This is a genomic window from Marinobacter fuscus (genome assembly GCF_003007675.1).
GTDB lineage: Bacteria > Pseudomonadota > Gammaproteobacteria > Pseudomonadales > Oleiphilaceae > Marinobacter > Marinobacter fuscus.
In genome coordinates, this window is the sequence record NZ_PXNP01000013.1 from 49,658 (window position 1) to 75,345 (window position 25,688).

The following is a 25,688-nucleotide window of genomic DNA, read 5'->3' on the forward strand; positions in this document are numbered from 1 at the left end:
GCGACTCGGGTATACTGCGTGCATTATTCACACAGGGGAACGGGTATGCAGTTCGGGGCAGGTTGCCGTTTGTCGATTGCGCTGCCAATGGCGGTTTTGCTTATGGTGTCTGGTTGTGGCCAGAAGGGCGCGCTTTATCCGCAAGCGGAGATGGCGGCCAAGCCGGGCATCCAGTCCAGCGCCAGCGACCGGGAGCGCGCCGAGGCCCTACGCCAGGCGAACTGATCGACACATCCGGAACACCTCAGCATTCAGGACACATATGGATTACTTCAATTATCGCGACGGCGAGCTTTACGCCGAAAATGTAGCTGTCTCAGACATTGCCAGCCAGTTTGGTTCACCCGCTTATGTTTATTCGCGTGCTGCGCTGGAGCGCCACTACCGGGCTTACGATGACGCCCTGAAAGACCACCCGCACCTGGTCTGTTACGCGGTCAAAGCTAACAGTAATCTGGCTGTTCTGAACGTGCTGGCCCGACTGGGCGCTGGCTTTGATATTGTTTCTGCCGGTGAGCTGGAGCGCGTTCTGAGAGCTGGCGGGGATGCTTCCCGGGTCGTGTTTTCCGGTGTCGGAAAACAGGAGTGGGAAATGAAGCGTGCCCTGGAAGCCGGTGTTCGTTGCTTCAACGTGGAATCCGACACCGAGCTCGATCGCCTGAACAAGGTGGCTGGCGAGTTGGGTGTGAAGGCGCCGGTCTCGCTGCGGGTAAACCCAGACGTAGACGCGGGCACTCACCCTTACATCTCCACAGGCCTGAAAGAGAACAAGTTCGGCATCGACATCAATGAGGCTCCGGGCATTTATGCTCGTGCGGCCTCTTTGCCGAACCTGGATGTGCAGGGCGTGGACTGTCATATCGGCTCTCAGCTGACCACCGTGGCGCCCTTCCTGGATGCCCTGGATCGGGTGCTGGAGCTGATCGACACGCTCGCAGCCAAAGGCATTACCATTCGCCACCTGGACATGGGCGGTGGCTTGGGTGTGACCTATAACGATGAGCAGCCACCGAAACCCTCGGAGTATGTGGGCGCACTGATTGAGCGTATGGGGGATCGCAAGCTTGAGCTGGTGCTGGAGCCGGGTCGCTCTATCGCGGCCAATGCGGGCATTCTGATCACCCGCGTGGAGTTTCTGAAGTGCACGGAACACCGCAACTTTGCCATTATAGATGCCGCCATGAATGACCTGATCCGCCCGGCCCTTTATAGCGCCTGGCAGGCGATTGTTCCGGTAAAACCGCGCCAGGATACCGAAGAGAAAACCTGGGATCTGGTGGGGCCGGTGTGCGAAACCGGTGACTTTCTTGGCAAGGATCGCGCGCTGCGTTTGCAGGCGGGTGACCTCCTGGCGGTGCGGTCTGCTGGTGCCTACGGTTTCGTTATGGCGTCCAACTACAACACCCGAAACCGGCCTCCCGAGCTGATGGTGGATGGCAATCAGGTGCATGTGGTGCGACGCCGGGAAACACTGGACGACCAGTTGGCGCCGGAAAGCTGCCTGCCGGAATGAGCGGGGGCGCAGAGATGAGCCAGCAAAAATGCAACCAGGGACCGGTTTTGCGGTTCACCAAGATGCACGGGCTGGGTAACGATTTTATGGTGGTGGATGCCATCAGCCAACCATTCCGTTTGCGCCCGGAGATGATCCGGGAGCTTGCAGATCGTCATTTTGGGGTCGGCTTCGACCAGCTTCTGGTGGTAGAGCCCCCGGGGTTGCCGGAAGTCGATTTTCGTTATCGGATTTTTAACGCCGATGGTTCCGAGGTAGAGCAGTGCGGCAACGGTGCCCGCTGTTTCGCGCGCTTTGTTCGGGATCAGCGCCTAACCAACAAGCGGGTCATCCGGGTGCAGACTGCGGGCGGCGTGATCGAGCTGAAGCTTGGTCGTGACGGCTCCGTGCTGGTGAATATGGGGGTGCCGGAGCTGGAGCCCACCGCCATTCCATTTCAGGCCGGGGCGCGCCAGACCGTGTATCCGCTGGACGTGGCAGGTCAGTCCCTGGAGTTGTCCGCAGTCTCTATGGGCAACCCCCACGGGGTATTGCTGGTGGAGAATGTAGACACGGCACCGGTAGAGACCCTGGGGCCGGAGCTGGAGCGGCACCCTGCCTTTCCGGCCCGGGCCAATATCGGGTTTTTGCAGATAATCGATGAAGGTCATGCCCGTTTGCGGGTATTCGAGCGCGGCTCGGGGGAAACTCTGGCCTGTGGCAGTGGCGCCTGTGCCGCTGTTGTTGCTGGCCGTCTGCGCGGGCGCTTAGGCAAGCGGGTTGAAGTGGAACTGCGTGGCGGGCGTCTGGTCATCGAATGGCAGGGGGAAGGTGCCCCTGTTATGATGGAAGGCCCTGCAGTTACTGTGTTTGAGGGCCAGTTGCGGCTGCCCGGAGACAGCCCTCCCAGGCGTCGCCGGAGCCACCGTTCAACAAGAAACGGGGCCTGATCAAGGAGAACGTGATGACAGAAAAAACGGCCCAAGAGAAGGTCGGGGAGCTTACCAGGGAACAGGTTGAGAGCTATCTTCGCGCTCATCCGGATTTTTTTATTGACCAGGACGAGTTGTTACGCAGTCTAACCGTCCCCCATGACAGTGGCCGCGCGATTTCTCTTGTTGAACGGCAGGTGCATCTGTTCAGGGAGCAGCGGGATACCCTGCGCCGGGAGCTGGTCGAACTGGTATCCATCGCCCGCCACAATGACCGCCTGTTCGAAAAAAGTAAACGGTTGCTGATGCAGGTGATCGAAGCCAGAAACCTGCAGGATATGGCCGCCGCCATTGATGACAGTATCCGGGGTGATTTTGGCCTGGATGCGGCGTCGGTGCTGTTGTTCAGTGACGATCAGGGCCTGCCCTCACAGGGCGCCTTGCATGTGGTGAACAGGGCCCGGGCCCAGTCCCGCCTGGGCACTCTGCTTGAAGGAGACCGCGCAGTCTGCGGCCAGTTCCACGAGAATGAACGGGAATTCCTGTTTCCTGACCGGGACGAGGCCATTGCCTCGGTGGCTCTGGTACCGCTGCGCCATGAAGGTTTGGTCGGTGTCTTTGCGGTGGGTAGCTGTCAGACGGGCTACTTTGACCAGAGTATGGGGTCGTTGTTTCTGAGCTACATCAGTGACACGCTCAGCCGCCTGCTGCCGCCTATGCTCAAACGCCACACCGCTGGCGGGGCCCCGGTCTCAAGCCTGACGGCCGAGACCGGCCAGGGGTGAATTACACCGCGGATGGCACCGCATTACCTGAACCGATGCAGGCGCAACTGAGCAGTTTTGGGCGCCACCTGGCTGCAGAGAAGCGCCACTCGCCCCGCACCTGTGAGCATTACCAGAGGGATCTGCTGCGCCTTGCAGGCTGGCTGGTGTCCGCGGGTACCGAGTGCTGGGCGGATCTCAACGGGCATCAGGTGCGGCGGTATGTAGCCGCTCTTAGTCGTGACGGCCTGTCCGGGCGCAGCATTGCCCGGCACCTCTCCTCCATGCGTCGCTTCTACCAGTTTCTGTTGCGGGAAGGCTGGGCCAGAGATAACCCGGCGATAGGTATACGCGCGCCCCGCAGTGGCCGCCGACTGCCCCGGGTTGCCGACGTCGACCAGATCAGTCACCTGCTGGATGCCCGGGCGGACGACCTGCTGGATATCCGCGACCTCGCCATGTTCGAACTTATGTACTCTTCCGGCTTGCGTTTGTCTGAACTGGTGGGCCTGGATGTATCGGCGCTGGATTTGGAAGCCGGTAACGTTCGGGTGCTGGGTAAAGGCAGCAAGGAGCGCCTGCTACCGGTCGGGCGAAAGGCCATGGCTGCCCTGCAGCGATGGCTGGCGTGCCGCCGCGGGCTGGCGCCTGATACCGAGCCTGCGCTGTTCCTGAGCCAGCGCGGTGACCGTCTGAGCCCGCGAAGTATTCAGAGCAGACTGGCGCGCTGGGGTATTCAGCAGGGCGCAGATCAACGCCTGCACCCGCATATGCTGCGCCACTCGTTTGCCTCCCATCTGCTGGAGTCCAGTGGCGACCTGCGGGCAGTGCAGGAATTGCTGGGCCATGCGGACATCGCCACTACTCAGGTCTATACTCATCTTGACTTTCAACATCTTGCCCGGGTTTACGATCAGAGCCATCCGCGGGCGCGGCGGCGTATGGCTGGTAAAACAGGTGCGGGCAGCGAGCGTCGTTCCGACCAATAAGGGAGTGCAGCATGGGATCGGAAGATTCCTGGAAAGACAAATATTTCAATGAGCTGGAGCAGGCCGAGGAGCGCGAGGCCCGGTGGGAGTCTGAACGCAATCTGCTGGAGCGGATGCTGGTGCGCACCAGCCTGGCGTCGGAGGGTCAGCGGCCAGAACTGGACGAATTGCTGCATCAGTTGCGCGAGGACCTTCGGAAAAAACATCTGGATCTGCAGCGCTGGCGCGAATTGCAGGATCAGATTGACCGGCAGATCACCTTGTTGGATGAGGCGGTGGATCGCGAGGCGACCCACCCGCCGGTTGGGAGTAACCCGGACGCACAAGCTGCCGGGTGTTCGGAGGCTGCCCGGGAAGCAAACACCCAGCGCTTGTGGATTGCCCGCCGTATCGGCCAGTTGCTGGGCCAACTGGTACAGCAGGCTTCGCTGGAGCCGGGTGCCGAAGCTGAAGCCCGGGAGTTGCAGCAGACCCTGCTCAGCAGTAACGACTGGGAGGTGCTCCGGGAGGGGCTGAACCGGGTCGCGGATCTGGTGATTGCCGCCATCACCCGGAGCCAGCGGGAATTTGAGGCCTTTCTGCAGCGTCTTGATGAACGCTTGCAGGCTTTGAGAGAGCATTTCGCCCAGCACAGTGATGCCCAGGTGGATCGACAGGATGCCACGGCCAGGCTCAATGAAGAAATTCAGGCTGAGCTTGATAAAGCGGGCAACGATATACAAGCCAGCACCGATCTTGACACCCTCAGGGAGTCAGTGGGGCAGCGTTTGGAGTCGATAGCATTATCCCTGGAGCGCTTCCACGCCAGGGAGACCGAACGGGAGACGCTGTTAGCCAGTGAGCTGGCGGCCATGCAGGAAAAGCTCGCCCTGATGGAGGCCCATTCCGAGCAGATGCAGGCGCAGGTGCTGCACGAGCGCCAGCGGGCGACCACCGATCTGCTGACCCAGTTGCCCAACCGGGAAGCCTGGCAGGAGCGGTTGTCGTTCGAGTACAACCGCTGGTTACGTTATCGCCAGCGCTTGAGTGCGGCGGTGCTGGATATTGATCTGTTCAAGCAGGTGAACGATTCCTACGGCCATAAGGCAGGGGATCGGGTGTTGCAGTTGGTTGCCCGGGAAATGGCCAAGCGCCTGAGATCAACCGATTTTATTGCCCGCTTTGGTGGTGAGGAGTTTGTGGTTTTGCTGCCTGAAACGCCACCGGAAGAGGCGGAGAAAGTGATGGATGGCCTTAGGGAATACGTGTCCAAATTGCCATTCCATTTCAAGGGGGAGCGGGTAGTTGTCACCTTCTCTGCCGGGGTCACCGAGTTTCGTGAAGGAGACACTCAGGAGGCCGCGTTCGAACGGGCGGACCGGGCGCTCTATCAGGCCAAGGACGACGGTCGTAATCGTGTTGTTCTCCGATGACGCTCAGTGCCGCAGCAGTGCATCCAGCTCGTCGATTACTTCGGCCCAGTCACTGTCTTCCTCAAGCCCTTCCTCCAGAAACTGGGACTGGCTCTCTGACCACATGGCGGCGTCCTGAATGGCGGTTGCTGCTGGCAGGGGCGAGTGCCGGGCAATAAAGTCTTTGATGGCGTTGTCGTTTGCGGGCAATCCGAGTTGTTCGAACAGGGTTTGCAGGTTGTGCTTGCTGGTGTCCATGGGCGTAGGCTCCAATGTGCGACTGATGAAATGAAATTCCGCTTTTTTGCGGGTATTGTTCTCTTGAAATGTAGTGAACCCCTCGAGGATATCCAGTGAAGTTCAGCGTTGCCGTTCTGTTGTGTCTGGGGCTTATTGTTATGCAGGCCCGGGCGCTGGCCGACCCGCCCCAGGTATCACCCGCGCCTTTGCTCGGGATGGAGGAATTGCAATGGCTGGCCCGGCAGGATGGCTTTACCGTCGGTGTACGCCATACCCTGGTGCCGCTGATCTTCGACACCGGTGAAGGCCGGATGGCGGGCATCTGGGTGGACTACCTGAACCGCCTGTCGTCAAAGCTGCGAATGCCCGTAGAACCCTATCAGCTTGTGGATGAGCGCCTGCCGGACGGCGAGGCTCCGGATCTTGTGCTGACTACCCGCTTGCCCGGGGCGCCGGTGATTCCCGGAGTGCGCCACACTTCGCCCCTGATGACGCTGACCTACGGCATATTTGTGGGTGCCGGAAATGCCGCGATTCGCAACCTGGCGGATCTTGAGGCCTCGCGGGTGGTGATTGTGGGCGACGACCCCAACCAGTTTCCTCTGCTGGATCCGGTGGAGAATTTCTCGCCGGTTCCGGTCGCCAGCCTGGCCGAAGCCATCAGCCGGGTGCTTTCCGGTGAAGCCGACGCCTTTCTGGGGCCGGTACCGGTGGTGTCGGACTATCTGGAATCGGCCATGATCAGTGGTATCGCTCTGGCGGTACTGCTCGATCAGCGCCCGGCGGATGTGGTACTGCAGGTGCCTATCGACGACGAGCATCTGTTCCGGGTCTTCGATCGAACAATCCAGGCTTTGACTCACAATGAACACCGGAATGTTCGCCAGGCCTGGTTGACGGCCCCGGCCCCGCAGGTTGAAAGCAATAATGTGGCACTGACGCTGCAGGAGCAGGCGTGGTTGAAAGACAACCCGGAGATTCGGGTTGGCCTGCGTTCCGACTGGCCGCCGTTCGAGTTTGTACAGGACGAGCGGCCTGCCGGGCTGGTGACCGACTTGCTGGCGCGGTTGGAAAAAGATCTGGGCATCCGGTTTCAGCGGGTGGATGTGGATACCCGCGCCAGCGCCGAACAACGGCTCAAAGACGGCGAGCTCGACCTGCTGCCCGGTGTGTCCAGAACCCCCAGAACCGAGCAGGAATTCCTGTTTACCCGTGCTTATGTGAATGTCCCCATCGCCTTGGCAATTCGCGATACCGGGCGTTTTATCGGTGATCTGCGGGAATTGCGGGATGAACGGGTGGGCGTGGTCAACCGCCAGGCCAGCCATGATTACCTGCTGATCAACCATCCGAATCTCGATCTGTACCCGCAGAAAACGGTGGAAGATGGCCTGCTGGCCCTTTCCAATGGTGACCTGGACGTTATGGTGACCCATCTCCCTGCGGTCAGTTACACAGTATCCCGGCTGGGTTTGTCCAACCTCCGGATTACCAGCATTACCCCGTACCAGTATGACCTGAGACTGGCGATCAGCCCCGCCAACGCCACGCTGCACCGGATTCTCAACAAGGCCCTGGGGAGCTTGCCGCCGTCAGAGACCGAAGCCATCTACAACCGCTGGATTCATCTGGACATAGAGCAGGAAACCGACTACACGGTGGTGCGGCGGATTATCCTGATTGCGATTGTGGTGGTTCTGATCTTCCTGTACTGGAACCGCAAGCTGTCTCTGGAGGTAGACGAACGGATCCGTTCTGAGAATGCCCTGCGCAGGAGTGAAGATGAACTCCGGGCGGCCAAACTGGAAGCCGAGCGCCTGGCCCGTGATGCTGAAGCCGCAAACCGCTCGAAAAGCGAGTTTCTGGCCAATATGTCCCACGAAATCCGTACCCCCATGAACGCGGTGATCGGGTACAGCGATTTGTTGTTTAATTCAGTAACCGATCCCCAGCAGCGGAATTATCTGAACGCCATTCGGGCGGGCAGCCGCAGTTTGCTGATGCTGATTAACGACATTCTGGATCTGTCCCGGATTGAGGCCGGAAAAATGCGCCTTGACCTGGGGCCGGTGTCGGTTCGCCGGCTGCTCAGTGACGTGCTGCACATCTTCGATCTGCGGGCCACCGAGCAGGGCATTACCCTGGAGGTCAGTGTCGGCAAAGGCATGCCGTCTGCCATGATGCTGGATGAAACCCGGCTGCGGCAGGTGTTGTTCAATCTGGTGGGCAATGCCATCAAGTTTACCCATCAGGGGGGGGTGACGGTGCGGGCAGTGGCAGAAGCCCTGGAGAGCGGGCCGGAGCAGAAAGGCGAGGCAGCGGATGTATGCCACCACCGGTTGGTGGTTACGGTGGCCGACACCGGCATCGGTATTGCTGAAGATCAGAGAGAGAGGATCTTCGATGCCTTTGAGCAACAGGAAGGCCAGAGTTCACGGCGCTACGGCGGCACCGGACTGGGGCTGGCCATCAGCCGGAAACTGGTGGAAATGATGGGCGGAGAACTGACGGTGGACAGTGAACCGGGCCAGGGCTCGGTGTTTACGTTGGTCTTGCCAGATGTGGCCGCCTCGGTTGAACAGGCAGACGACGACAGCACGCCGGAAGAATCCGAACGTTTGCTGGCACAGACCATGAGTATGCATGAACGGGGCTGGTTACGTAAAAAACTGGCCGAAGATTTTGGCGACGAGTGGCAGGACGTTCGGGAGAGCGGCGATCCGGAGCAAATGAAGGAGTTTGCCAGCCGGGTGGTGGAGTGGGGGCAACGACACCGCTCGCCTGCAGTTACCCGGTTTGGCGAAAAGTTGTTGTTGGATGTTGAGGCGTTTAACCTGGATGCCGTGAATACGGCCCTCGAGTCTTTCCCGCGGCTGCTAGGGCAGGATTGAGTGTTACAGGCAGTCGAACTGGGTTTGCCGGTCGAAGGCGACGGCAACCATGTCATAGCCGGAGTCCGACAGGGAGCGGATCAGTTCGCGATCTTTGAGTAGCGTCATGCACACCTTGTGAACGCTCGCCTGAAGGGTATCGGTTCCCGGTTGCACACCGGGAAAGCGGAAGTCCACCACCAGGTATTTCCGGTCAATGCTGGCGTCCAGCGGTATATCCTGCCGCTCGATGCTTTCAAAACCGATATAGGTCGCTTCACCTGGCGGGAACACCTTGCTCATCAGTACATCCAGGTTCTCTGCAGAAGCCGCAAATGATGCAAACAGTAAGACAGCCGCTGTAAGGCAGGCAAGCATGGACGTTCGCATGGTGACTCTCCGCTGTTCTGTCTCTGAGTGTCCGGGCGTTACGGACTGTAAGCTTTGGTTACAGTTTATTGTTGCAGACTTCCGCTTGATTTTCCTCATGCCGGGCGTGCATTTTTCAATTGTTTGCATTGCTGAAATATTCCGGCTGCGATCATTGCGCTTGTTAAGCTCTGATGCCCATCGGTTTTTCCGCTATGATGGAGCCAATACGATGGCGAAACCCAGGGGATAGATATGTACCAGCTTGTATTTAAAGGGGAGTGTGCGCCCGGTACCACAGAAGAGGCGGCCCGGAACAACGCGCGGGCGCTGTTCAAGGCCAGTGTCGAGCAACTCGACCGGATGTTCAGTGGCCAGCCGGTGGTTATCCGCAACAAGCTGGAAAAGGTGCAGGCCGACAAATATCAGGCGGTGCTGAACAAGCATGGCATGATTGCCCACGTGCAGTTGATGCCTGGCGCCCAACCGGATGTAACGGAGCCTCCCCGGCGGCCTGAGCCGCAACCCGCACCGGCAGCCGGCGCTGAACGCCCGGCAGGCGCGGCTGCCCCAAGGCCACGGAGTGGTGTGCCCGAAGCTGAGCCGGGCGACCGGTTGCCGGTGGCCGGAGAGAAGGTTGATGAAATACTTGCAGGCTCCGGCCTGACGCTCGACCCGGTGGGTGTAACGCTGGCCGAGCATGAAGAAATGGAAGCCCCCATGTTCGAGCACCTGGATGACTGGACGCTGGCTCCGGCGGGATCCGATCTTGGTGTCAAACGGGACACGCCACCGCCCATCGTGCCCGACACTTCGCACCTGTCTCTGGCAGACGACAAGCCCAAGAAAGCCTGATCGATGGGGCAGACAAACAGAGTCTGGCCAGCCTGGCTGATGCCGGCGAGCCTGTGCCTGCTGTTGCTGGCCTTCGCACAGGCGGCGGCCGCTGACGCGCGGCCGCGCATAGGGCTTGTGCTCAGCGGTGGTGGAGCCAAGGGCATGGCCCACGTTGGCGTGCTGCGGGTGCTGGAAGAGATGAAGGTGCCCGTAGATGTGGTGGTGGGTACCAGTGCCGGTTCCGCGGTGGCGGCTCTTTATGCCACGGGTATGCCGGTTGAGGAAATCGAGCGTCGTTTTATTGCCATGGATTGGTTGTCCAGCTTCCGGGACGATCCGGGCCGGGCCTACAAACCGGTTCGACGTAAGCAAAACGACTGGCGTTTACCGCTGGTGCCGGGTATCGGGGTGAGCACGGATGGCTTTCACCTGGGGGGCGGCCTGGTTTCCGGCCAGAACCTCGGGTTTATCCTCAATGAACTGACCCGCAATGCCGCGCTGGTGGATGATTTCGACCAGTTGCCCATACCGTTTCGGGCGGTGGCCACCGATCTTGAAACCGGTGTTGAAGCCGTTATTGCCAATGGCAACCTGTCTGACGCTGTTCGGGCCAGCATGAGTATCCCGGGAGTCTATGCCCCGGTGGAGCGCAGTGGCCGGTTGCTGGTGGATGGCGGCGTGGCCAACAACCTGCCGGTCAGTGTTGCCCGTGACATGGGGGCGGAGGTTGTGATTGCGGTCGACATTACCGATCCCCTGCTGAGCACCGATGAGATTCGTGAAGCTTTTTCCGTGGTCGGCCAGCTGACCACCCTGATGACCCGGCGCAATACCGACTTCCAGCTGGGCCTTTTGGGTGAGCGGGATATTCTGATTCAGCCGGATCTTGAAGGCCGTGGCTCGGCGGACTTCTACGATGCGCCGGTACTGTTTGAACTGGGCGCTTCCGGCGCCCGGGATCATGCAGTGGAACTGAACCGGCTGTCAGTGCCGGATGACCAGTGGCAGGCCTACCGCAACCGGTTGACCGCTGAACACCCGCAACTTGGTGTGATTGCACGCATCGAGCTTCGTAAGGGTAGCCGGCTGGCGCAGAAGTTCCTGCGCGAGCGCATACGCCAGAAAGAGGGCGAACCGCTGGATGTGGCGCAGCTTGAGGCGGATCTCAAGCGACTCTATGGCCTTGGGTATTACGAGGCGGTGTCCTGGTCTCTGCATCCGGAAGAGGCGGGCACTGTGCTGGTCATCCAGGTGAGGGAAAAGCGCTGGGGGCCGAATTATCTGGCATTTGGCCTGAGTTACGAAGACAACTTTGACGGTGATACCCGGTTCAACCTGGCCACCGGCGTGCGCATGACCGAGCTCAATCGGCTGGGAGCCGAGTGGCAGACCAGCTTCCAGCTGGGTACTCAGCCCTGGGTGCGCAGCCAGTGGTATCAGCCGCTGGATTATGGCTATGACCGGTTTGCGGTTCTGGGCATCGAGTATCGCCGGGACGACTACAGCATCTACGAAGACCGTGCCCGGGTCTCGGAGATTGATGTCGCTTTCCGGCAGCTGGACCTGGCCGTAGGCATGGAGCTGGGCGGCAATGGCGAGATTCGCCTGGGGTATGTGCGAGGTTACGCCAGTGTAGAGGACGAAGTGGGTGCCCCCATAGCGCCGTCGGATCATGTCCATCAGGGCTATGCCACGCTGCAGCTGGTGCATGATTCCCTCAATGACGCGTTCTACCCCAAGGCTGGTGCCTTTGCCGGGATACGGGGGCGGTTAGAGCGCCCGGGGCTGGGCGCGGATCGCAAATTTGACGACTGGACCGGTATGTTGCTGGGTACCGGTACCTGGCAGCGCTTCAATGTGACCGGGCTGTTGTACACCCGCCAGGTGATCAGTGGTGAACCCGGTGTGGAAAACGCTTCTCGCCTGGGGGGCTTCCGGCAGTTATCTGCCTACGCACCGGGGGAAATCACCGGCAACGATGCCGCGCTCGGGGCTATCTGGGCAAGACGGGAGTTTGGCGGTCCGGTGCTGCCCTGGTTTGCCGGTGTCGGCTTTGAAACCGGCAATGCCTGGGAAAGCATGGATGATGCTTCCTGGTCCGGGCTGGTGCGTTCTTGGAGCCTGTTTGCCGGTATGGATACGTTCCTGGGGCCGGTTCAGATATCAACCGCGTATAACAACGAAGATAGCTGGAGTGCCTACCTGAACATCGGCTTTTCGTTCACCCAGCTTTTTTACTGAGCTGGCCTGGGCGCCAGAGCGGCCAGTACCTGATCGCATTGCTGCCCGGCATAGCGATGCAGGATGTCGGCCAGAGCCTGCTCATCCCGGGCGCGGATAATGCGAATGGATTCTTCGGTGTAGGCCAGGTTGTCTTCCAGAACCTGTTTGCCGCCGTGGCGGAAGGCGGCGAAGGCGCAGCGCTTGGCGGAGGGCCAGAGGTCGTCGATGGCAGCCACAATAAAGTAGTTGTCGGCGTAGGCCAGGGAGGCTTTGGTGTATTCCATGCCCAGTTCCAGAAACGCCATCAAGTCGTTTTTCTGGTAGCACCCCCGCATCTGCTCATGCAGCAACTCAAGCTTCTGCATATCGTCTGCCTGCCATTGCCGAACCAGCTTGCGCCCGGTATGGATCAGATAGAGCTCCAGGGTTTCGTACAGGCTGCGCACGAAACTTTCATCCAGGGTGGTCACAAAGGCGCCTTTGCGCGGCACGTTCCTTATCAGGTGTCGCTTCTCCAGCATCAGCAAGCTTTCCCGAATGCAGCCATGGCTGACTTCCATCTGCTTGGCCATGGCGCTCTCGTAAATACGCTCGCCGGAACGGAGTTGTTCAAAGGCGATCAGGTTTTCTATGTGGCGGGCCACTTGCTCGGTCAGGGTTTCCCGGGGTTTGAATGCGGTCATGAAGGCGTCGATTTGTCGGCTGAAACAGCCCGACATATTGGCACAAGCATCGGCCAGATCAAAGCAGTGGGCCGAGCAGGCGGGCAGCCCGGCAGGCCAGCCGGAAGGCGATGGAGCGATCCTGGTAGTCGCTTTCAGACATTCGCCGGCAGTGCCTGAGATCGTCCTTGAGCATAGTGTCGACCTGGCCGATAAAGGCCGGGTTGGTGTTGATGGCCATAATCTCGAAGTTCAGCCGCATGGAGCGGTTGTCGAGGTTCGCGGTCCCTACTGCGGCATAGCGATCATCCACCAGTACCACTTTCTGGTGCATGAAGCCGGGTTGATAGCGGTAGATACCAATGCCTGCCTGGCTGGCGTTCACCAGGTACGAATAGGCGGCCAGGCGCACCAGCGGGCTGTCGGATTTTTCAGGAATCAGAATACGTACGTCCACTCCCCGCAATGCCGCCAGTTGCAGCGCATTCATAATCTGAAAATCCGGCACAAAATACGGCGAGGCCAGCCAGATGCGATGGCGGGCATTGTTGATGCAATTAAGGAAAAACAGGGTGCAGGTTTCCCAGGTATCGGCGGGCCCGGTTGGCAGAATCAGCACCTCTTCATCGCCCGGCGGTGTCGCGGCCGGGGACCATTCAAGTTGTGGCCGTTCGCTGCTGGCCCAGTTCCAGTCCTCCAGCCAGGCCAGCTGCAAGCCGATCACCGCCGGGCCTTCAATCCGGCAGTGGGTATCGCGCCAGGGTTCCTGATCCATGGCGGTGCCCAGGTATTCGTCACCCAGATTGATGCCGCCCACAAAGCCGACGCTGCCATCGCACACCAGCAGTTTGCGATGGTTGCGGAAGTTGATCTGGAACCGGCGCCGCCGGATATTGCCGTCGCCAAAGGAGGCAATCCGGGCACCGGCGGCTGCCAGTTCCCGGCGCCATTTGCGCGACAGCAACGCGCTGCCGATGTTGTCGTAGATCAGCCAGACCTCTACCCCCTGGGCCAGTTTTCGCTCCAGAATGGTCTTGATCCGTTGCCCGACCCGGTCGGAGCGGACAATGTAGAACTCCAGCAGAATGTAGTGGCGGGCATCCTCCATGGCCTCGAAAAGGGCCTCGAAGGTCGCCTCACCGTCCCGCAACAGGGTACACCGGTTGCCGCTGGTGAAGGGCTGGCGGCCCAGCTTACACAGCACCTGAAGTTCATCGGTAAAGTGGGTGTGGTCCTCGCCGGGAATCGAGGTGTCCTGATTCTCGAACTGATCCAGCAGAGGGTTGATGGACTGGTGCCCCATGCGCCGCACCTTGACGTAACCGCCAAAGCGGTAGCGGCCAAATATCAGAAACAGCGGTACCGCCACGTAGGGCAGGCCGATGAGTGCCAGAATCCAGGCTATCGCGCCCTGGGCGGTACGGTAACTCAGCAGAATCCGGTAAATGCATCCCAGCGCGGTCAGATATAGCAGCGACAGCAGCAGGGCCAACAGCGAAAAATTCTCTGCCATCATGGGCTCTGCTCCAGATGCGTTGCCCGGAACTGGGCTGGCGCGACGCCGGTCCAGCGTTTGAAGGCCCGGCTGAAGGCACTCAGTTCTGAAAAGCCCAGTAAGAACGCGATCTCCCCGAGGGCGTAGTGGTCATCGGCCACATAACGCATGGCTTTGTCACGGCGCACCTGTTCCACCAATTCCTGAAAGGTAAGGCCTTCCTTTTTGAGTTTGCGATAGAGGGTTTGCCGGCTCATGTGGCATTGTTTCGCCAGGGTATCGGCATCAATTTTGTCTGTGGCCATCTGCCGGGAGATCAGGCGGCGAATTTTCTTGCCGAAGGTTTTACGGGTTTGCATGCGGGCCAGTACGGCGTTCACCTGTTGCAGCACCGCGGAATACACATAGGGATTGCGATGGGGGATGGGGTGGCCCAGATGCTTGCTGTCGAACGCCATACGGGTGACACCGCAACCGAAATACACCGAGCCGCCGAACAGCTTGCGGTATTCGTTGGCGTAACCGGGTTCTGGGTGGGCGATTTCCAGCCAGTCTGTCTGAATGCCCCGGTCGATAAAATGGCGGGTGCGGCACAGGGCAGCGGCCAGCGTACGATCCATATCTTGCCGACAGTAATGCCGGGGCTCGTCGGGCTGCCAGGTCAGAATGGCCTGGTCGGGTGTCTGCTCGAAACTCAGGGTCACGGTTTCGTTAATCAGCCGGTGCAGGCGCACATACTGCACCACCGCCTCTCCCAGGGTGTCGCAATTGAAAAACACATGGCCCACCAGCCCCATCCGTTCAGGATCGATCACCTGGCCAGCGTGTAGTCCGACGCCCGGGTCGCCGGTCAGGCGTTCAGCCAGGATCCAGAGTTGATAGTGGGCACTGGCGGGAATTCTCAGATCCGGATCTTTCAAGGTATCCAGAGACAGCCCGGTGGCCTGTTCGACCTGCTGTCGGTTCAGCAAATCCCGGGCTTCGAGGTAATGAACCAGTGCCAGGGTGCTGGATGCTGCCACTTGCGGAGCCTCCGTGGAATCAACTCTGGCCTGCATGATCGGTGTTGCCTCCGGGTTATTCAGGGCTGGTGATACAAAATGTCAAACGGTTGGGACGCCAGGTCAACGGGTTGTCACTTCATCAACGATAGCATGTAAGCCATCAGGTTGAAGTTATCAGGCACAAAGTGGAGGTGTTGTATGCAACAGGAAATCTTTGTACCCCATACCGAGACCGAGCGCAGAAACGTGCTCGCTCTGGCCGAATATCTGGACAGCATTTTTTACTGTTGATCCTGCAGGTGTTTGTCTGTGACCTTCCAGCCGGGTTTTTACCCGGCTCTTTTTTGCCTGCCGTTTGCCCCTGAAAATCCTCTTGCTCCGCGTACTGTCGATGGTAGTGTATCCGCTTCCAACCAGAAACCGGAGGCTGCCAGCCAATGACCGTTGAACTGAACTACCGAATTTCCGGAGAGGGTGATCCCCTGATCGTATTGCATGGGCTTTTTGGCTCCCTGGACAATCTGGGAGTGATCACCCGGCGCCTGGAAAACCAGTGGCAGATACACGCACTGGATGCTCGCAACCACGGCAGTTCTCCTCATTCTGATGATATGGACTATCCGGCCATGGCCGCCGATGTGATTGCCCATATGGATGCCCATAGCATCGACAAAGCCCGGATTCTCGGGCATTCCATGGGTGGCAAGGTTGCCATGCAGGTTGCCCTGACGTACCCGGAGCGGGTGCACTCCATCATTGTGGCGGATATTTCGCCGGTAACCTACAAGCCCCATCATGATGCCATCCTCGATGGCATGCAGCGGCTGAATTTGCAGGGTGTGACATCCCGTGCCGAGGCCGATGCCCGACTGGCCGAGTTTGTCGAGGTTGCCGGTGTCCGGCAGTTTTTGCTGAAGAACCTAGAGCGGATACCGGCGGAGCAACAGCGTGATGACCAGGAATTGTTCCGCTGGCGCCTGAACTTGCCGGTGATTGAGGCCCGCTATGACAATCTGGCCGCGGCACCCACCGCCGAGGCGCCCTTTGAAGGCCCTGTCCTGTTCATCAAAGGCGCCGACTCGGCGTATATTCAGGAAAAGCATAAAGCCACCATTCGGGAACTGTTCCCGGCCTCAGAACTGGCGGTCATTGACGGTGCGGGCCATTGGTTACACGCCGAAAAGCCGTCGGAGTTCACCCAGTTGTGCCAGGAGTTTCTCGTCCGTTAGTCCCTTGCTGACAGTCGCAGTAAGTCTGCTAAGGTTAGGTCGGGAGAGCGGAAGACTCCCGGAAACCGAAAGAAGGCGGGCGTGTATGACCAAATGGTTGCTGGCGGGGTTACTGGTGTGCTTTGTGTTGCTGGGCGGTTTTCTACTGACGCCGTCACCCATCGACAGCAAGGCGTGGCTGGCACCAGAGCCGCCTGTGATGACGGGCGTACTGGCCCCCAACGAGCATCTTCGGCGTGCAGAGTTGTTGGCCCGGGGGCAGGTGTACGGTCCTGAAGATACCACTGTGGATACCAGCGGTGTGCTCTACACCGGCACTCAGGACGGTTGGATTGTGCGGGTCTTTCCCGATGGCCGCTCAGAGCACTGGCTGCAAACGGGCGGTCGGCCGCTGGGCATGGTGTTTGATGCGGCAGGCAATCTGATTGTTGCCGATGCCTGGAAAGGCCTGTTATCCATCAGTCGAGAGGGTGAAATCCGGGTGCTGGCCCGGGAAGCGGAGGGCACGCCGTTTCGCTTTACCGACGATGTGGTAGTGGCAAAAGACGGGCTAATCTATTTCACCGACGCCAGTTCCCGCTTCCAGCAGCCGGACTACATGCTGGATCTGCTGGAAATGCGGCCCCACGGCCGACTGCTCAGATACGATCCGGCCCTTGGGCAGACCGACGTTCTGCTGAGAAACCTGTATTTTGCCAACGGCGTGGCGCTCTCCCCGGAGGGCGACTACCTGTTGCTGAATGAAACCTGGAAGTACCGGATTCTGCGCCACTGGCTGTCTGGCCCCAGGGCCGGGCAGACTGAGGTGTTCGCCGATAACCTGCCGGGCTTCCCGGATAATCTGGCGGTGGATGCGGCCGGGCGCTACTGGGTGGCCTTTCCCACTCTTCGCAACCCACAGGTGGACTCGCTCCATCAAAGCCCCTGGCTGAAGGATCTGGTGGCCAAACTGCCGGATGCACTGAAACCCAAGCCTCAGGCTTATGGACTGGTGCTGGCCTTTGATGCACAGGGGCGGGTGCTGACCAGTCTGCAGGATACCCAGGGGAGTCATTTGCAGGAAATCACTTCGGTGAATCCCCACGAGGAAGCTCTATACTTTGGTTCACTTCACAACGACCGAGTCGGGCGGTTACCGTTGCAGGCCATTCCTGGCCTTGGAGCATCCCCACCGTGAGCCTCATTAACGCCCTGCGCCGGGATCTGCTAGTCTGTGGTCTCGGGAACTGCGGAATCGCTACCCGTTCACCTCACGCCTTCCGGAGGTCATCATGGCATCGTCCGACGTAAACGCCCCAGAGCTTATGCGCCACGTGGTTTACCACCAGTTTGGCGAATCCGACGTGTTGCAGGTTGCGGAATCGCCCATTCCGGCGCCGGGAGAAGGGCAGGTGCTGGTGCGGGTGCACTCCGCCGGGATGAATCCGATCGACTGGAAAACCCGCAAAGGGCTGGGCTTTGCCGCTCGCCAGATTGAGAACAGGCTACCCTGGACGCCGGGCTACGACATTGCCGGTGAGGTGGTTGCGGTGGGTGAGCAGGTGAATACCCTGGCGCCGGGCGATCGGGTAATGGGGCTGGTGGGTTTTCATGCAGACGGTGGCGCTTACGCTCAGTATGCTCTGGCCCGGGCGGATGAACTGGCGATCGTACCCGACGAACTGGACTTGCTGGCGGCCGGAGGCGTGCCAGTTGCAGCCCTGACCGCCTGGCAGGCATTGTTTGAAGTGGCTCGTCTGGAAGCTGGCCAGAAGGTATTGATACAGGCCGGAGCAGGCGGGGTTGGGCATTTTGCGGTGCAGTTTGCCCTGGAACGTGGCGCCCACGTGGTGGCAACGGCGTCGCCCTCTAACCGGGATTTTCTGGCTGAGCTGGGCGTCCATGAAGTGATTGATTATCACACCACTGATGTCGCCGAGGAATGCTACGGGCTGGATGTGGTGCTGGATCTGGTGGGCGGTGAAACCGGTAAGCGGGCGCTGCATACCCTGGCCGAATCCGGGGTGCTGGTGACCATACCAACGGTCACCGCCGATGAGATTGTCAGTGCCGCCGAAGCCATGGGGTTGAGAGCCCATGGCATGACCGTCCGGCCAGATGTATTTCACCTGGAAGAAATTGCCGAACTGATCGAAGACGGTGACGTTCGGGTGCACATCGAACGGTCGTTCGTGATGGAACAAGTGCAAGCCGCACACGCCCTGCTTGAAGGCGGGCATGTGCGTGGCAAACTGGTGCTGGACTGCCGGTAAAGGCCCGGCTCAGGCGGCCGGGCTTTCGGCCTTTCCGTTGCCGTCCCGCTCTTTCCGCTCTTTTTTCGGCTGCGGTGGCACCAGGCTGATCAACACCCAGTCGTCGTCCGGATCCAGCGATTCCATGTCTTTCACCGGATGGATGTGGTCGCGGCTGTTCATGGTAAACAGCACGATGGCCTGGTTCTGATACTGTGCCAGAAACTGCGCGTACCCGAACTCTTCGCTTAACTGGGTGGTCTTGGTGGTGTAACCCTGGCTGACCAGGCTTGCCAGCTTGGCGTAGCTGACGCCATCAAACAGGCCACGGGTGCGCTGTACCTTGCCCGCTGTTTGCAGGCGTGCGCGCTGATCCTGATCGCCTTCTGCCAGGCCAAACACCGAGTGCTCATCGAACCAGTCCAGAAAGTGGTAGGTGGCCAGGCTGTTCATTTGCTTGTAGGGCGAGAGAATCAGCAGGTTGCCAATGCCGGTCAGATCCATGTGGGTGGAGGCATGCTCGGAGACCGGATTACCGAAATACACTGGCAGATTCTCCATTCGGGCCTGGCGCACGTTTTCCCAGTTGGTGTCGGTCAGCATGATTGGCACCTCATGCTTTTTCAGGGCCTGAGCGATCAGGCGCCCCACCGGGTTGGCACCCAGAATCAGGAAGCCGTGGGCCGGAGGTTCCTGCACACCCAGCAGTTTGGCTACCGGCCGTGCGGTGATGCTTTGCAGGGTGACGGTGGTAATGATCAGCATGAAAATCAGGGGCACCAGAACGCCGGCGTTTTCATAGCCGATTTTTTCCAGCTGGAACGCAAACAGCGCCGAGACAGCCGCCGCCACGATACCGCGGGGTGCAATCCAGCTGAGGTACAGTTTTTCCCGCCAGTTCAGACTGGTGCCAATGGCGGACAGGAAAATGCTGGCCGGGCGGGCGATCAGCATCAGGCACGCCAGCACTGCCACCAGCCCCCAACCCAGTTCGGCGATGGCACTGAACTCCACCCGCGCAGCCAGAATGATGAACAGGGCTGAGATCAGCAGCACACTCAGGGATTCCTTGAACTCCAGAATGCTGTCGGTGGGCACCTCCTTCATGTTGGCCATCCAGATACCCATGACGGTTACGGTCAGCAGGCCGGATTCGTGGGCCATTTCGTTGGAGATGGCGTAGACCCCGAGCATGAAGGTAAGCGTACCCGCGTTGTGCAGGTACTGGGGAATCCAGTGCTTTCTGAGTACCTGGCCGTTCAGGTAGCCCGCAGCCGCGCCGATCAGAAAACCGACCACCAGCGTTTTGCCGAAGATATACAGGGAGTGACCAAAGACATTGCCCTGGCCCCAAGACACAATGCCCTCAAACACCAGCACCGCCAGTAAGGCACCCACCGGGTCGATGATGATGCCTTCCCAGGTAAGAATGTTGGCCAGTTTGGACTTGGGCCGGACTGCCCGTAACAAGGGCGCGATCACCGTTGGGCCGGTCACCACGGAGATGGCTCCGAACAACAGAGCCACCTCCCAGGACAGATCGAGAATCCAGCGGGCTGACAAGGTGCCAATCAGGCAGGTAACCAGCGTGCCCACCGGAATCAGGTTGCGCACCATCTTGCCGTGGCCGCGGATCTCGTCGTAACGGAGGGTCAGGCTGCCTTCGAACAGAATGATGGCAACCGCCAGCGAGATCATCGGAAACAGCAGGTCATCGAAGATCGCTTCCGGGTGCAGGAAGCCGGTGACCGGGCCGGCAATGATGCCGCCCGCCAACAAAAACAAAATGGCAGGCATGCGCAAGCGCCAGGCCATCCATTGGCAAACCAGGGAAGAAATGCCGATACCGGCAAGAATCAACGTTGTGCTTACGGCCATAAAAGGGCCCCGATCAGAGAATTAAAGAGTTGCCCGGCGGGCAATCCGGTTCAGCAACCGGGAGGCCGCAAAAAAACCGAAGCTGGCAGTTACCGGGCTGGCGGCGCCAAAACCGGTGGCGCAATCCAGCCGCACCGGGCCTTCCGTGGAGGGCTTCTGAAGGCAAACCTCGCCATCGGCCGCCGGGTAAGTCAACTGCTCCAGTGAGTATACGGCCTCCACGCCAAAACGCCGCTTGGGATTGCGGGAGAAACCATACTCCCGGCGCAGCATATTACGAACCTTGGCCAGCAGCGGATCCTGGGTGGTTTTCGCCAGATCCGCCACCTGAATCTGGGTAGGGTCCATCTGGCCACCAGCGCCACCGGCACAGATAACCGGAATCTTGCGCCGCTGGCAGTGGGCGATCAGGGCGGCCTTGGGCTTCACGCTGTCGATGGCATCGACCACTCCGGTCATATCTTCGGTGATCAGCTCTGACACGTTTTTGACCGTCACAAAGCCAAAGTGCACACGAATATCCGCGTGGGGATTGATCGCGCGCAAACGCTCGGCCATGGCATCGGTCTTGGTGCGACCGTACTGGCCCTCCAGAGCATGCAGCTGGCGATTGGTGTTGGACACACAGATGTCGTCCATATCAATCAGAGTGAGCTTGCCAATACCACTGCGTGCCAGCGCTTCCGCCGCCCAGGAACCCACGCCACCCAGGCCGACGATGGCAATGTGGGCGTTGCGAAAGGCGTGCAGTGCGGTTCGGCCATACAGGCGTTCGATGCCGCCGAAGCGGAATTGGTAGTCGTCTGGGGGATCTGTATGCATTAGCGGCCTTGAATGGCTGGGTAATAACGATTGGTGTTGTGATGATAAATTGTAACGTAGATGTTTTGGGCAGGGTATGGTCAAACAAAAAAGCCGCGCAGAGCGCGGCTTGAGAGCTTGTGAATGCGAGCGATTCGATCAGGCCATCCAGTGCTGGTCTTCGAACGCCATCAGGCTGTCCTTTCCGGAATCGATGTCACGCAACAGCCAGTCGGCTTCGGGCATCAGCTTTTCGAAGTAGTATCGGGCAGACACCAGCTTGCTTTCCAGCAGCGGCGTGTTGCCTTCACCGGCGTCCAGTTGCCGGTGGGCAACACCGGCCATGCGAGACCAGAGATAGCCGATGACGGTCAGCGCCATCAGTCGCAGGTACGGGCTTGCTGCGGCGCCTGCCTGCTCCGGGTCTTTGGGAGCATTCTGTGCCAGCCACAGGGTTGCTTGCTCCAGGCTCTTGATCGACACCTTCAGTTCCTCGCGGTGGGGCGCGTCTGGGTTGTCTTTCAGGTAGCCGGTCAGCTCGGCAAACAGGGCGCGTACCAGCTGCCCGCCTTTGAGTGCCAGTTTTCGGCCTACCAGATCCATCGCCTGAATACCGTTGGTGCCCTCGTAGATGCGGGCGATACGGCCGTCGCGCACCAGCTGTTCCAGCGGCCAGTCCTGGGTAAAACCGGAGCCACCCAACACCTGTTGGCCCCAGTTGGCGTTGTTGTAGCCTTCGTCGGTCAGGAAGGCCTTCACCACCGGTGTCAGCAACTGCACCAGATCGTCGGCGTTCTCCCGTACGGCGTCATCCGGGTGAGCTACAGACAGATCCAGCTGGTGGCCGGTGAACAGCGCCAGGGCGCGCATACCCTCGTTCAGTACCTTCTGGCGCATCAGCATGCGGCGAACGTCCGGGTGTACGATAATCGGGTCGGCGGGGCCGTCCGGGTTCTTGGGCCCGCTGAGGGAGCGGCTCTGCAGGCGCTCTTTGGCAAACGCCAGGCTTTCCTGATAGGCCATTTCCGCCAGGCCCAGGCCCTGCATCCCCACCATCAGGCGGGCCTCGTTCATCATGGTGAACATGGCGCTCATGCCCTTGTTGGGCTCGCCTACCAGCCAGCCTTTGGCACCTTCAAAGTTCATCACGCAGGTGGCGGAACCCTTGATGCCCATCTTGTGCTCCAGGCCCCCGCAGAAAGCCGGGTTACGCTCCCCGGAATCCGGCAGGAACTTCGGCACCACAAAAAGGGAGATGCCTTTGGTGGTGTCGGGGGCGCCCGGCAGCTTGGCGAGTACCAGGTGGACAATGTTATCCACCAGGTCATGCTCACCGCCGGTAATCCAGATCTTTGTGCCTTCGATGGCGTAACTGCCGTCGTCGTTTGGTGTGGCTTTGGTGCGGATCAGGCCCAGGTCGGTGCCGCAGTGGGGCTCGGTCAGGCACATGGTGCCGGTCCATTCACCGGAGATCAGTTTTTCCAGGTAGGTCTGCTTCAGTTCGTACGAGCCGTGGGTGTGCAGCGCGCTGATAGCGCCGTGAGTCAGGCCGGGGTACATGCCCAGTGACAGGTTGGTGGAACACACCATTTCGTCCACCACGAATTTCAGGGTGTGGGGTAGCCCCTGGCCACCAAACTCGATGGGTGCGTCGAGTGCGGTCCAGCCCCCTTCCACAAATTTTGCGTAGGCTTCCTTGAAACCGTCCGGAGTTTTCACCGATTTGGTCTCTGGATCGTAGTGGCAGCCCTGGCGGTCGCCAGTCTGGTTGGTGGGCTGGATGACTTCGGCCGCCAGTTTACCTGCCTCGTCAATTACGGCCGAGATCAGGTCTGGCGTGGCGTCGGCGTACTTTTCCAGTTCGTGCAGTGTGTCTGCGCCCAACACGTCAAACAGCAGAAAGCGAAGGTCGTTCGCGGGTGCCTGGTATTGCATGGATACTCTCCTGTTGTGGTTGAGTGGCCGCTCTGGCCCCTGGCTGCCCTTTACGTTTTCGGTAAGAGCAACTGGATGTGCTATTCATACGGCTGTTTGAATGCTTTGGTTTGCTTTTTTCGGATAGGTGTTTGGCCCTAACGCTTTTCGGGCTCGTATGCTCATAAACATTGCCAGCGACAAGAGGAGAACGAGCCATGACGACGCTAATTGCGGGCGTTTCGGGGGCGATCGGAAGCGCCCTGGCAGAGCAGTGTTTGGCGCAGGGGGAGCAGGCGGAATCCGTAATCGGATTGTGTCGAAACCCGGAAAAGATTCCGGATGTGCTGACTCAGAACGATCGATTTCATGCCCTGGCCTGGGATGCCGAAGATCCTGAACAGTTGAATGTTTCGGCGCTCAAGCAACGGCTGGAGGATACCGGCCCGGTGACAACGGTGATCTATGCCGCTGGCCTGCTGCACGACGGGGAAATGTTTCCGGAGAAGCGGCTGGAGGATCTGGACAGGCTATCGATGTCTCGGGCCTATACCGTGAATTGCCTGGGCTTTGGCCTGCTGATTCAGGCGCTTGCCCCGATGTTGAGGGGCAAGCAGTTCAAGCGACTGGTGGCAATCTCTGCCAAGGTGGGGTCGATTGAGGGCAACCACCTCGGTGGTTGGTACGCCTATCGTTGTTCCAAGGCGGCGTTGAACATGCTGGTAAAAAATCTGTCGGTGGAACTGCCCCGGCGCTTCGCCCCGATTGCCTGCATTGCACTGCACCCGGGAACAACGTTTTCGGCGCTGAGTGAGCCATTTCAGCAATCTCTGGGGCGGTTGAACGTGCATCAGCCAGAACAGACGGCTGATAACCTGTATCGGGTGATTGAGGGCTTGTCAGAGAAGGACAATGGCCGGTTTTTTCATTGGGACGGCTCGGCTCTGCCCTGGTGAAAAAAAAGGGGCGGTTTCAGAACCGCCCCATTCAAGGTTTCAGCTAAGGGTTCAGCGAAGGAAGGGGTTGAGCAGGCGGGTGAAGGTGCCCGTCAGTTTCAGCGGTGCGCTCAGCACCGAAAGCGTAATGCAGTCTTCACAACCAACGGCCACCGGACGGTGTTCGTCTTCTTCGTTCAAGACCACAAAGTCCCATTGGTTGAACACACCATTCTGGTCGGAAAATGCGCCCTGCAGCACAATGGTGGTTTCGTCACCGCGATGGGTATGAGCGGGAGCCTTGCCACCCGATACCAGCTTCTGCAGCACCACACGCTCGTTCTGGCCGGGGAATTTGTCGCTGATGTCGAGCACACTCACATCTGCCAGCTGGCGTTTCCAGGGCAAATCATTGATATCCTGCCCCAGCAGCTTCATGAGAGGGTCTACTTTAGGCCGGGCAACAGCCTCGGGCGATGGCTCCGGGGTATTGTCAATCCGCGCCATCAACTGGTCAAAACTGGTGTCTGCCACACTGACCTTGGGCTGATGATCCATCATTACTGCCCCAAGGCTGTCCAGGGTGTCCACGCGACTACGGCATTGCGGGCACCGCTCCAGGTGCAAGCGAATGCACAGGGCGTGAGGATCACTCAAGTTGCCAGCACTGTATTCCATCAGGCTCAGGCTGTCAGGATGATGCCGTGTCATACGTTTTGGTCCTGCAAAATAACTCTTAATTTATTCAACGCCAGGCGCACCCGGCTTTTCACGGTGCCAAGGGGGATGTCGAGCTCATCGGCCACCATCTGGTGGGACTTGTGCTCCATGTATACCTTGGCAATCACGGTAATCTGTTCTTCCGGCAAATGACTGAGCGATTCGCGCACACGGCGCTCCGACATTAATCGGTGAAGTGAAGTAACCGGTTCGTCTTCATTCTCGCCGGGAATCTGCCAGAGGTCTTCGGTCTCTACTGCCATCTCCGCACTGGTGCGCTGCATTTTTCTCAGCATATCGATGCGCTGATTACGGGCGATGGTAAAAATCCAGGTGGAAGCGGCTGCTTTGCGCCAGTCGTATAGGCAGGAGCGCCTCCAGATCGACACGAAAACCTCTTGCACCAACTCTTCGGCAAGATTCGCAATGCCGTTGGAGATGGCGTAATACTTGACCTGCGGTGCGAAGTGCTCGAAAAGCTGACGATAGGCTTCTCGATCCTGGTTCTTACCGACTTTCTCAAGCAAAACGCCCCAGGGATCACGGCGCTTCTCCGCTTTTTCGGGCTGCTTATCCAGTGGGCTCACCGGACGCTCCTTGACTGTCATAGTATTTGCGTGGCTTGTCGTCATCATTCTATGCACTCGTCACCTTTTTGTCAGTGAGAGTGTTTACGCCGCCATTCGCTCAGTGGATTTATCCGGGATAAAAA

The 25,688-nt window shown here is 59.4% G+C and carries 23 protein-coding genes; 13 read left to right on the forward strand and 10 right to left on the reverse strand.

What is annotated here, in order from left to right; translation table 11 throughout:
• Positions 1 to 45 precede the first annotated feature (45 nt).
• From lptM to C7H09_RS03555, 6 genes are read left to right on the forward strand one after another with little or no spacing between them, the layout of a single operon-like run.
• Positions 46 to 225, forward strand: coding sequence for an LPS translocon maturation chaperone LptM (gene lptM, locus C7H09_RS03530; protein WP_106761252.1), 180 nt, complete (start codon positions 46 to 48; stop codon positions 223 to 225).
• A 37-nt stretch (positions 226 to 262) separates the two neighbouring features.
• Positions 263 to 1,513 carry a diaminopimelate decarboxylase gene (gene lysA / locus C7H09_RS03535; RefSeq protein ID WP_106761253.1) on the forward strand — a complete coding sequence of 417 codons (1,251 nt, stop codon included), beginning with the start codon at positions 263 to 265 and terminating at the stop codon, positions 1,511 to 1,513.
• Positions 1,514 to 1,527: 14 nt separating this feature from the next.
• The gene (dapF, locus tag C7H09_RS03540) at positions 1,528 to 2,442 is read left to right on the forward strand and encodes a diaminopimelate epimerase (RefSeq protein ID WP_106761353.1); all 915 of its coding nucleotides are present in this window, start codon (positions 1,528 to 1,530) and stop codon (positions 2,440 to 2,442) included.
• 14 nt (positions 2,443 to 2,456) lie between these two features.
• Complete coding sequence (locus C7H09_RS03545; RefSeq protein ID WP_106761254.1) at positions 2,457 to 3,209, forward strand: DUF484 family protein; 753 nt, start codon at positions 2,457 to 2,459, stop codon at positions 3,207 to 3,209.
• 35 nt (positions 3,210 to 3,244) lie between these two features.
• Entirely contained in the window at positions 3,245 to 4,177 is a 933-nt protein-coding gene (gene xerC / locus C7H09_RS03550; RefSeq protein ID WP_106761354.1) for a tyrosine recombinase XerC, read from the forward strand.
• Positions 4,178 to 4,188: 11 nt separating this feature from the next.
• Complete coding sequence (locus C7H09_RS03555; protein WP_106761255.1) at positions 4,189 to 5,589, forward strand: GGDEF domain-containing protein; 1,401 nt, start codon at positions 4,189 to 4,191, stop codon at positions 5,587 to 5,589.
• Positions 5,590 to 5,592: 3 nt separating this feature from the next.
• Here C7H09_RS03555 and C7H09_RS03560 read toward each other — a convergent pair whose 3' ends face one another.
• Positions 5,593 to 5,826, reverse strand: coding sequence for a DUF2789 domain-containing protein (locus C7H09_RS03560; protein WP_106761256.1), 234 nt, complete (start codon positions 5,824 to 5,826; stop codon positions 5,593 to 5,595).
• Between the two features lie 140 nt (positions 5,827 to 5,966).
• Here C7H09_RS03560 and C7H09_RS03565 point away from each other — a divergent pair, with 140 nt between their 5' ends.
• Positions 5,967 to 8,699 (forward strand): ATP-binding protein, encoded by a 2,733-nt coding sequence (locus C7H09_RS03565; protein ID WP_106761355.1) that lies wholly within the window; start codon positions 5,967 to 5,969, stop codon positions 8,697 to 8,699.
• Between the two features lie 3 nt (positions 8,700 to 8,702).
• On the opposite strand, the gene C7H09_RS03570 is transcribed toward C7H09_RS03565, so the two are convergent.
• The gene (locus C7H09_RS03570) at positions 8,703 to 9,068 is read right to left on the reverse strand and encodes a hypothetical protein (protein WP_106761257.1); all 366 of its coding nucleotides are present in this window, start codon (positions 9,066 to 9,068) and stop codon (positions 8,703 to 8,705) included.
• A 234-nt stretch (positions 9,069 to 9,302) separates the two neighbouring features.
• On the opposite strand from C7H09_RS03570, the gene C7H09_RS03575 reads away from it, so the two are divergent.
• Together C7H09_RS03575 and C7H09_RS03580 are read left to right on the forward strand one after the other, a co-directional pair.
• The gene (locus C7H09_RS03575; RefSeq protein WP_106761258.1) at positions 9,303 to 9,902 is read left to right on the forward strand and encodes a hypothetical protein; all 600 of its coding nucleotides are present in this window, start codon (positions 9,303 to 9,305) and stop codon (positions 9,900 to 9,902) included.
• Positions 9,903 to 9,941: 39 nt separating this feature from the next.
• Positions 9,942 to 12,125 carry a patatin-like phospholipase family protein gene (locus tag C7H09_RS03580; protein WP_106761356.1) on the forward strand — a complete coding sequence of 728 codons (2,184 nt, stop codon included), beginning with the start codon at positions 9,942 to 9,944 and terminating at the stop codon, positions 12,123 to 12,125.
• Here C7H09_RS03580 and C7H09_RS03585 read toward each other — a convergent pair.
• From C7H09_RS03585 to C7H09_RS03595, 3 genes are read right to left on the reverse strand one after another with little or no spacing between them, the layout of a single operon-like run.
• Positions 12,119 to 12,790: a GntR family transcriptional regulator gene (locus tag C7H09_RS03585; protein WP_106761357.1), complete on the reverse strand. Its 672-nt coding sequence runs from the start codon at positions 12,788 to 12,790 to the stop codon at positions 12,119 to 12,121. The two genes, C7H09_RS03580 and C7H09_RS03585, sit on opposite strands and share 7 nt — an antisense overlap.
• 58 nt (positions 12,791 to 12,848) lie before the next feature.
• The gene (gene cls / locus C7H09_RS03590; protein WP_106761259.1) at positions 12,849 to 14,285 is read right to left on the reverse strand and encodes a cardiolipin synthase; all 1,437 of its coding nucleotides are present in this window, start codon (positions 14,283 to 14,285) and stop codon (positions 12,849 to 12,851) included.
• Positions 14,282 to 15,322 carry an AraC family transcriptional regulator gene (locus tag C7H09_RS03595; protein ID WP_106761260.1) on the reverse strand — a complete coding sequence of 347 codons (1,041 nt, stop codon included), beginning with the start codon at positions 15,320 to 15,322 and terminating at the stop codon, positions 14,282 to 14,284. The genes cls and C7H09_RS03595 overlap by 4 nt, the downstream gene beginning before the upstream one ends.
• A gap of 383 nt (positions 15,323 to 15,705) precedes the next feature.
• Between C7H09_RS03595 and C7H09_RS03600 the strand changes: the two genes are divergently transcribed.
• From C7H09_RS03600 to C7H09_RS03610, 3 genes are all read left to right on the forward strand, one after another.
• A complete protein-coding gene (locus tag C7H09_RS03600; protein WP_106761261.1) occupies positions 15,706 to 16,497 on the forward strand; it encodes an alpha/beta fold hydrolase in 792 nt (263 codons plus the stop codon).
• An 85-nt stretch (positions 16,498 to 16,582) separates the two neighbouring features.
• The gene (locus C7H09_RS03605) at positions 16,583 to 17,674 is read left to right on the forward strand and encodes an SMP-30/gluconolactonase/LRE family protein (RefSeq protein WP_106761262.1); all 1,092 of its coding nucleotides are present in this window, start codon (positions 16,583 to 16,585) and stop codon (positions 17,672 to 17,674) included.
• Between the two features lie 94 nt (positions 17,675 to 17,768).
• The gene (locus C7H09_RS03610; RefSeq protein WP_206074259.1) at positions 17,769 to 18,749 is read left to right on the forward strand and encodes an NADP-dependent oxidoreductase; all 981 of its coding nucleotides are present in this window, start codon (positions 17,769 to 17,771) and stop codon (positions 18,747 to 18,749) included.
• 9 nt (positions 18,750 to 18,758) lie between these two features.
• On the opposite strand, the gene C7H09_RS03615 is transcribed toward C7H09_RS03610, so the two are convergent.
• From C7H09_RS03615 to C7H09_RS03625, 3 genes are all read right to left on the reverse strand, one after another.
• Positions 18,759 to 20,606 carry a cation:proton antiporter gene (locus tag C7H09_RS03615; RefSeq protein ID WP_106761264.1) on the reverse strand — a complete coding sequence of 616 codons (1,848 nt, stop codon included), beginning with the start codon at positions 20,604 to 20,606 and terminating at the stop codon, positions 18,759 to 18,761.
• Between the two features lie 21 nt (positions 20,607 to 20,627).
• Complete coding sequence (tcdA, locus tag C7H09_RS03620) at positions 20,628 to 21,428, reverse strand: tRNA cyclic N6-threonylcarbamoyladenosine(37) synthase TcdA (protein WP_106761265.1); 801 nt, start codon at positions 21,426 to 21,428, stop codon at positions 20,628 to 20,630.
• Between the two features lie 138 nt (positions 21,429 to 21,566).
• Positions 21,567 to 23,342: an acyl-CoA dehydrogenase C-terminal domain-containing protein gene (locus tag C7H09_RS03625; protein ID WP_106761266.1), complete on the reverse strand. Its 1,776-nt coding sequence runs from the start codon at positions 23,340 to 23,342 to the stop codon at positions 21,567 to 21,569.
• Positions 23,343 to 23,539: 197 nt separating this feature from the next.
• On the opposite strand from C7H09_RS03625, the gene C7H09_RS03630 reads away from it, so the two are divergent.
• Positions 23,540 to 24,277, forward strand: a complete 738-nt coding sequence (locus tag C7H09_RS03630; RefSeq protein WP_106761267.1) for an SDR family oxidoreductase — start codon at positions 23,540 to 23,542, stop codon at positions 24,275 to 24,277.
• A 51-nt stretch (positions 24,278 to 24,328) separates the two neighbouring features.
• On the opposite strand, the gene C7H09_RS03635 is transcribed toward C7H09_RS03630, so the two are convergent.
• Complete coding sequence (locus tag C7H09_RS03635; RefSeq protein WP_106761268.1) at positions 24,329 to 24,967, reverse strand: ChrR family anti-sigma-E factor; 639 nt, start codon at positions 24,965 to 24,967, stop codon at positions 24,329 to 24,331.
• The gene (locus C7H09_RS03640) at positions 24,964 to 25,584 is read right to left on the reverse strand and encodes a sigma-70 family RNA polymerase sigma factor (protein WP_420844168.1); all 621 of its coding nucleotides are present in this window, start codon (positions 25,582 to 25,584) and stop codon (positions 24,964 to 24,966) included. The genes C7H09_RS03635 and C7H09_RS03640 overlap by 4 nt, the downstream gene beginning before the upstream one ends.
• Between the last annotated feature and the right edge of the window lie 104 nt (positions 25,585 to 25,688).

What these genes read in the sequence shown, in the direction of transcription:
- C7H09_RS03615 (WP_106761264.1), bottom strand. Translation starts at nt 20,606, where the DNA reads ATGGCCGTAAGCACAACGTTGATTCTTGCCGGTATCGGCATTTCTTCC.
- C7H09_RS03565 (WP_106761355.1), top strand. Translation starts at nt 5,967, where the DNA reads ATGCAGGCCCGGGCGCTGGCCGACCCGCCCCAGGTATCACCCGCGCCT.
- C7H09_RS03640 (WP_420844168.1), bottom strand. Translation starts at nt 25,584, where the DNA reads ATGACAGTCAAGGAGCGTCCGGTGAGCCCACTGGATAAGCAGCCCGAA.
- C7H09_RS03575 (WP_106761258.1), top strand. Translation starts at nt 9,303, where the DNA reads ATGTACCAGCTTGTATTTAAAGGGGAGTGTGCGCCCGGTACCACAGAA.
- C7H09_RS03585 (WP_106761357.1), bottom strand. Translation starts at nt 12,790, where the DNA reads ATGACCGCATTCAAACCCCGGGAAACCCTGACCGAGCAAGTGGCCCGC.
- C7H09_RS03545 (WP_106761254.1), top strand. Translation starts at nt 2,457, where the DNA reads ATGACAGAAAAAACGGCCCAAGAGAAGGTCGGGGAGCTTACCAGGGAA.
- C7H09_RS03635 (WP_106761268.1), bottom strand. Translation starts at nt 24,967, where the DNA reads ATGACACGGCATCATCCTGACAGCCTGAGCCTGATGGAATACAGTGCT.
- C7H09_RS03630 (WP_106761267.1), top strand. Translation starts at nt 23,540, where the DNA reads ATGACGACGCTAATTGCGGGCGTTTCGGGGGCGATCGGAAGCGCCCTG.
- C7H09_RS03560 (WP_106761256.1), bottom strand. Translation starts at nt 5,826, where the DNA reads ATGGACACCAGCAAGCACAACCTGCAAACCCTGTTCGAACAACTCGGA.
- tcdA (WP_106761265.1), bottom strand. Translation starts at nt 21,428, where the DNA reads ATGCATACAGATCCCCCAGACGACTACCAATTCCGCTTCGGCGGCATC.
- C7H09_RS03570 (WP_106761257.1), bottom strand. Translation starts at nt 9,068, where the DNA reads ATGCGAACGTCCATGCTTGCCTGCCTTACAGCGGCTGTCTTACTGTTT.
- xerC (WP_106761354.1), top strand. Translation starts at nt 3,245, where the DNA reads ATGCAGGCGCAACTGAGCAGTTTTGGGCGCCACCTGGCTGCAGAGAAG.
- dapF (WP_106761353.1), top strand. Translation starts at nt 1,528, where the DNA reads ATGAGCCAGCAAAAATGCAACCAGGGACCGGTTTTGCGGTTCACCAAG.
- C7H09_RS03625 (WP_106761266.1), bottom strand. Translation starts at nt 23,342, where the DNA reads ATGCAATACCAGGCACCCGCGAACGACCTTCGCTTTCTGCTGTTTGAC.
- cls (WP_106761259.1), bottom strand. Translation starts at nt 14,285, where the DNA reads ATGATGGCAGAGAATTTTTCGCTGTTGGCCCTGCTGCTGTCGCTGCTA.
- C7H09_RS03605 (WP_106761262.1), top strand. Translation starts at nt 16,583, where the DNA reads ATGACCAAATGGTTGCTGGCGGGGTTACTGGTGTGCTTTGTGTTGCTG.
- lptM (WP_106761252.1), top strand. Translation starts at nt 46, where the DNA reads ATGCAGTTCGGGGCAGGTTGCCGTTTGTCGATTGCGCTGCCAATGGCG.
- C7H09_RS03610 (WP_206074259.1), top strand. Translation starts at nt 17,769, where the DNA reads ATGGCATCGTCCGACGTAAACGCCCCAGAGCTTATGCGCCACGTGGTT.
- C7H09_RS03600 (WP_106761261.1), top strand. Translation starts at nt 15,706, where the DNA reads ATGACCGTTGAACTGAACTACCGAATTTCCGGAGAGGGTGATCCCCTG.
- C7H09_RS03580 (WP_106761356.1), top strand. Translation starts at nt 9,942, where the DNA reads ATGCCGGCGAGCCTGTGCCTGCTGTTGCTGGCCTTCGCACAGGCGGCG.
- C7H09_RS03595 (WP_106761260.1), bottom strand. Translation starts at nt 15,322, where the DNA reads ATGCAGGCCAGAGTTGATTCCACGGAGGCTCCGCAAGTGGCAGCATCC.
- C7H09_RS03555 (WP_106761255.1), top strand. Translation starts at nt 4,189, where the DNA reads ATGGGATCGGAAGATTCCTGGAAAGACAAATATTTCAATGAGCTGGAG.
- lysA (WP_106761253.1), top strand. Translation starts at nt 263, where the DNA reads ATGGATTACTTCAATTATCGCGACGGCGAGCTTTACGCCGAAAATGTA.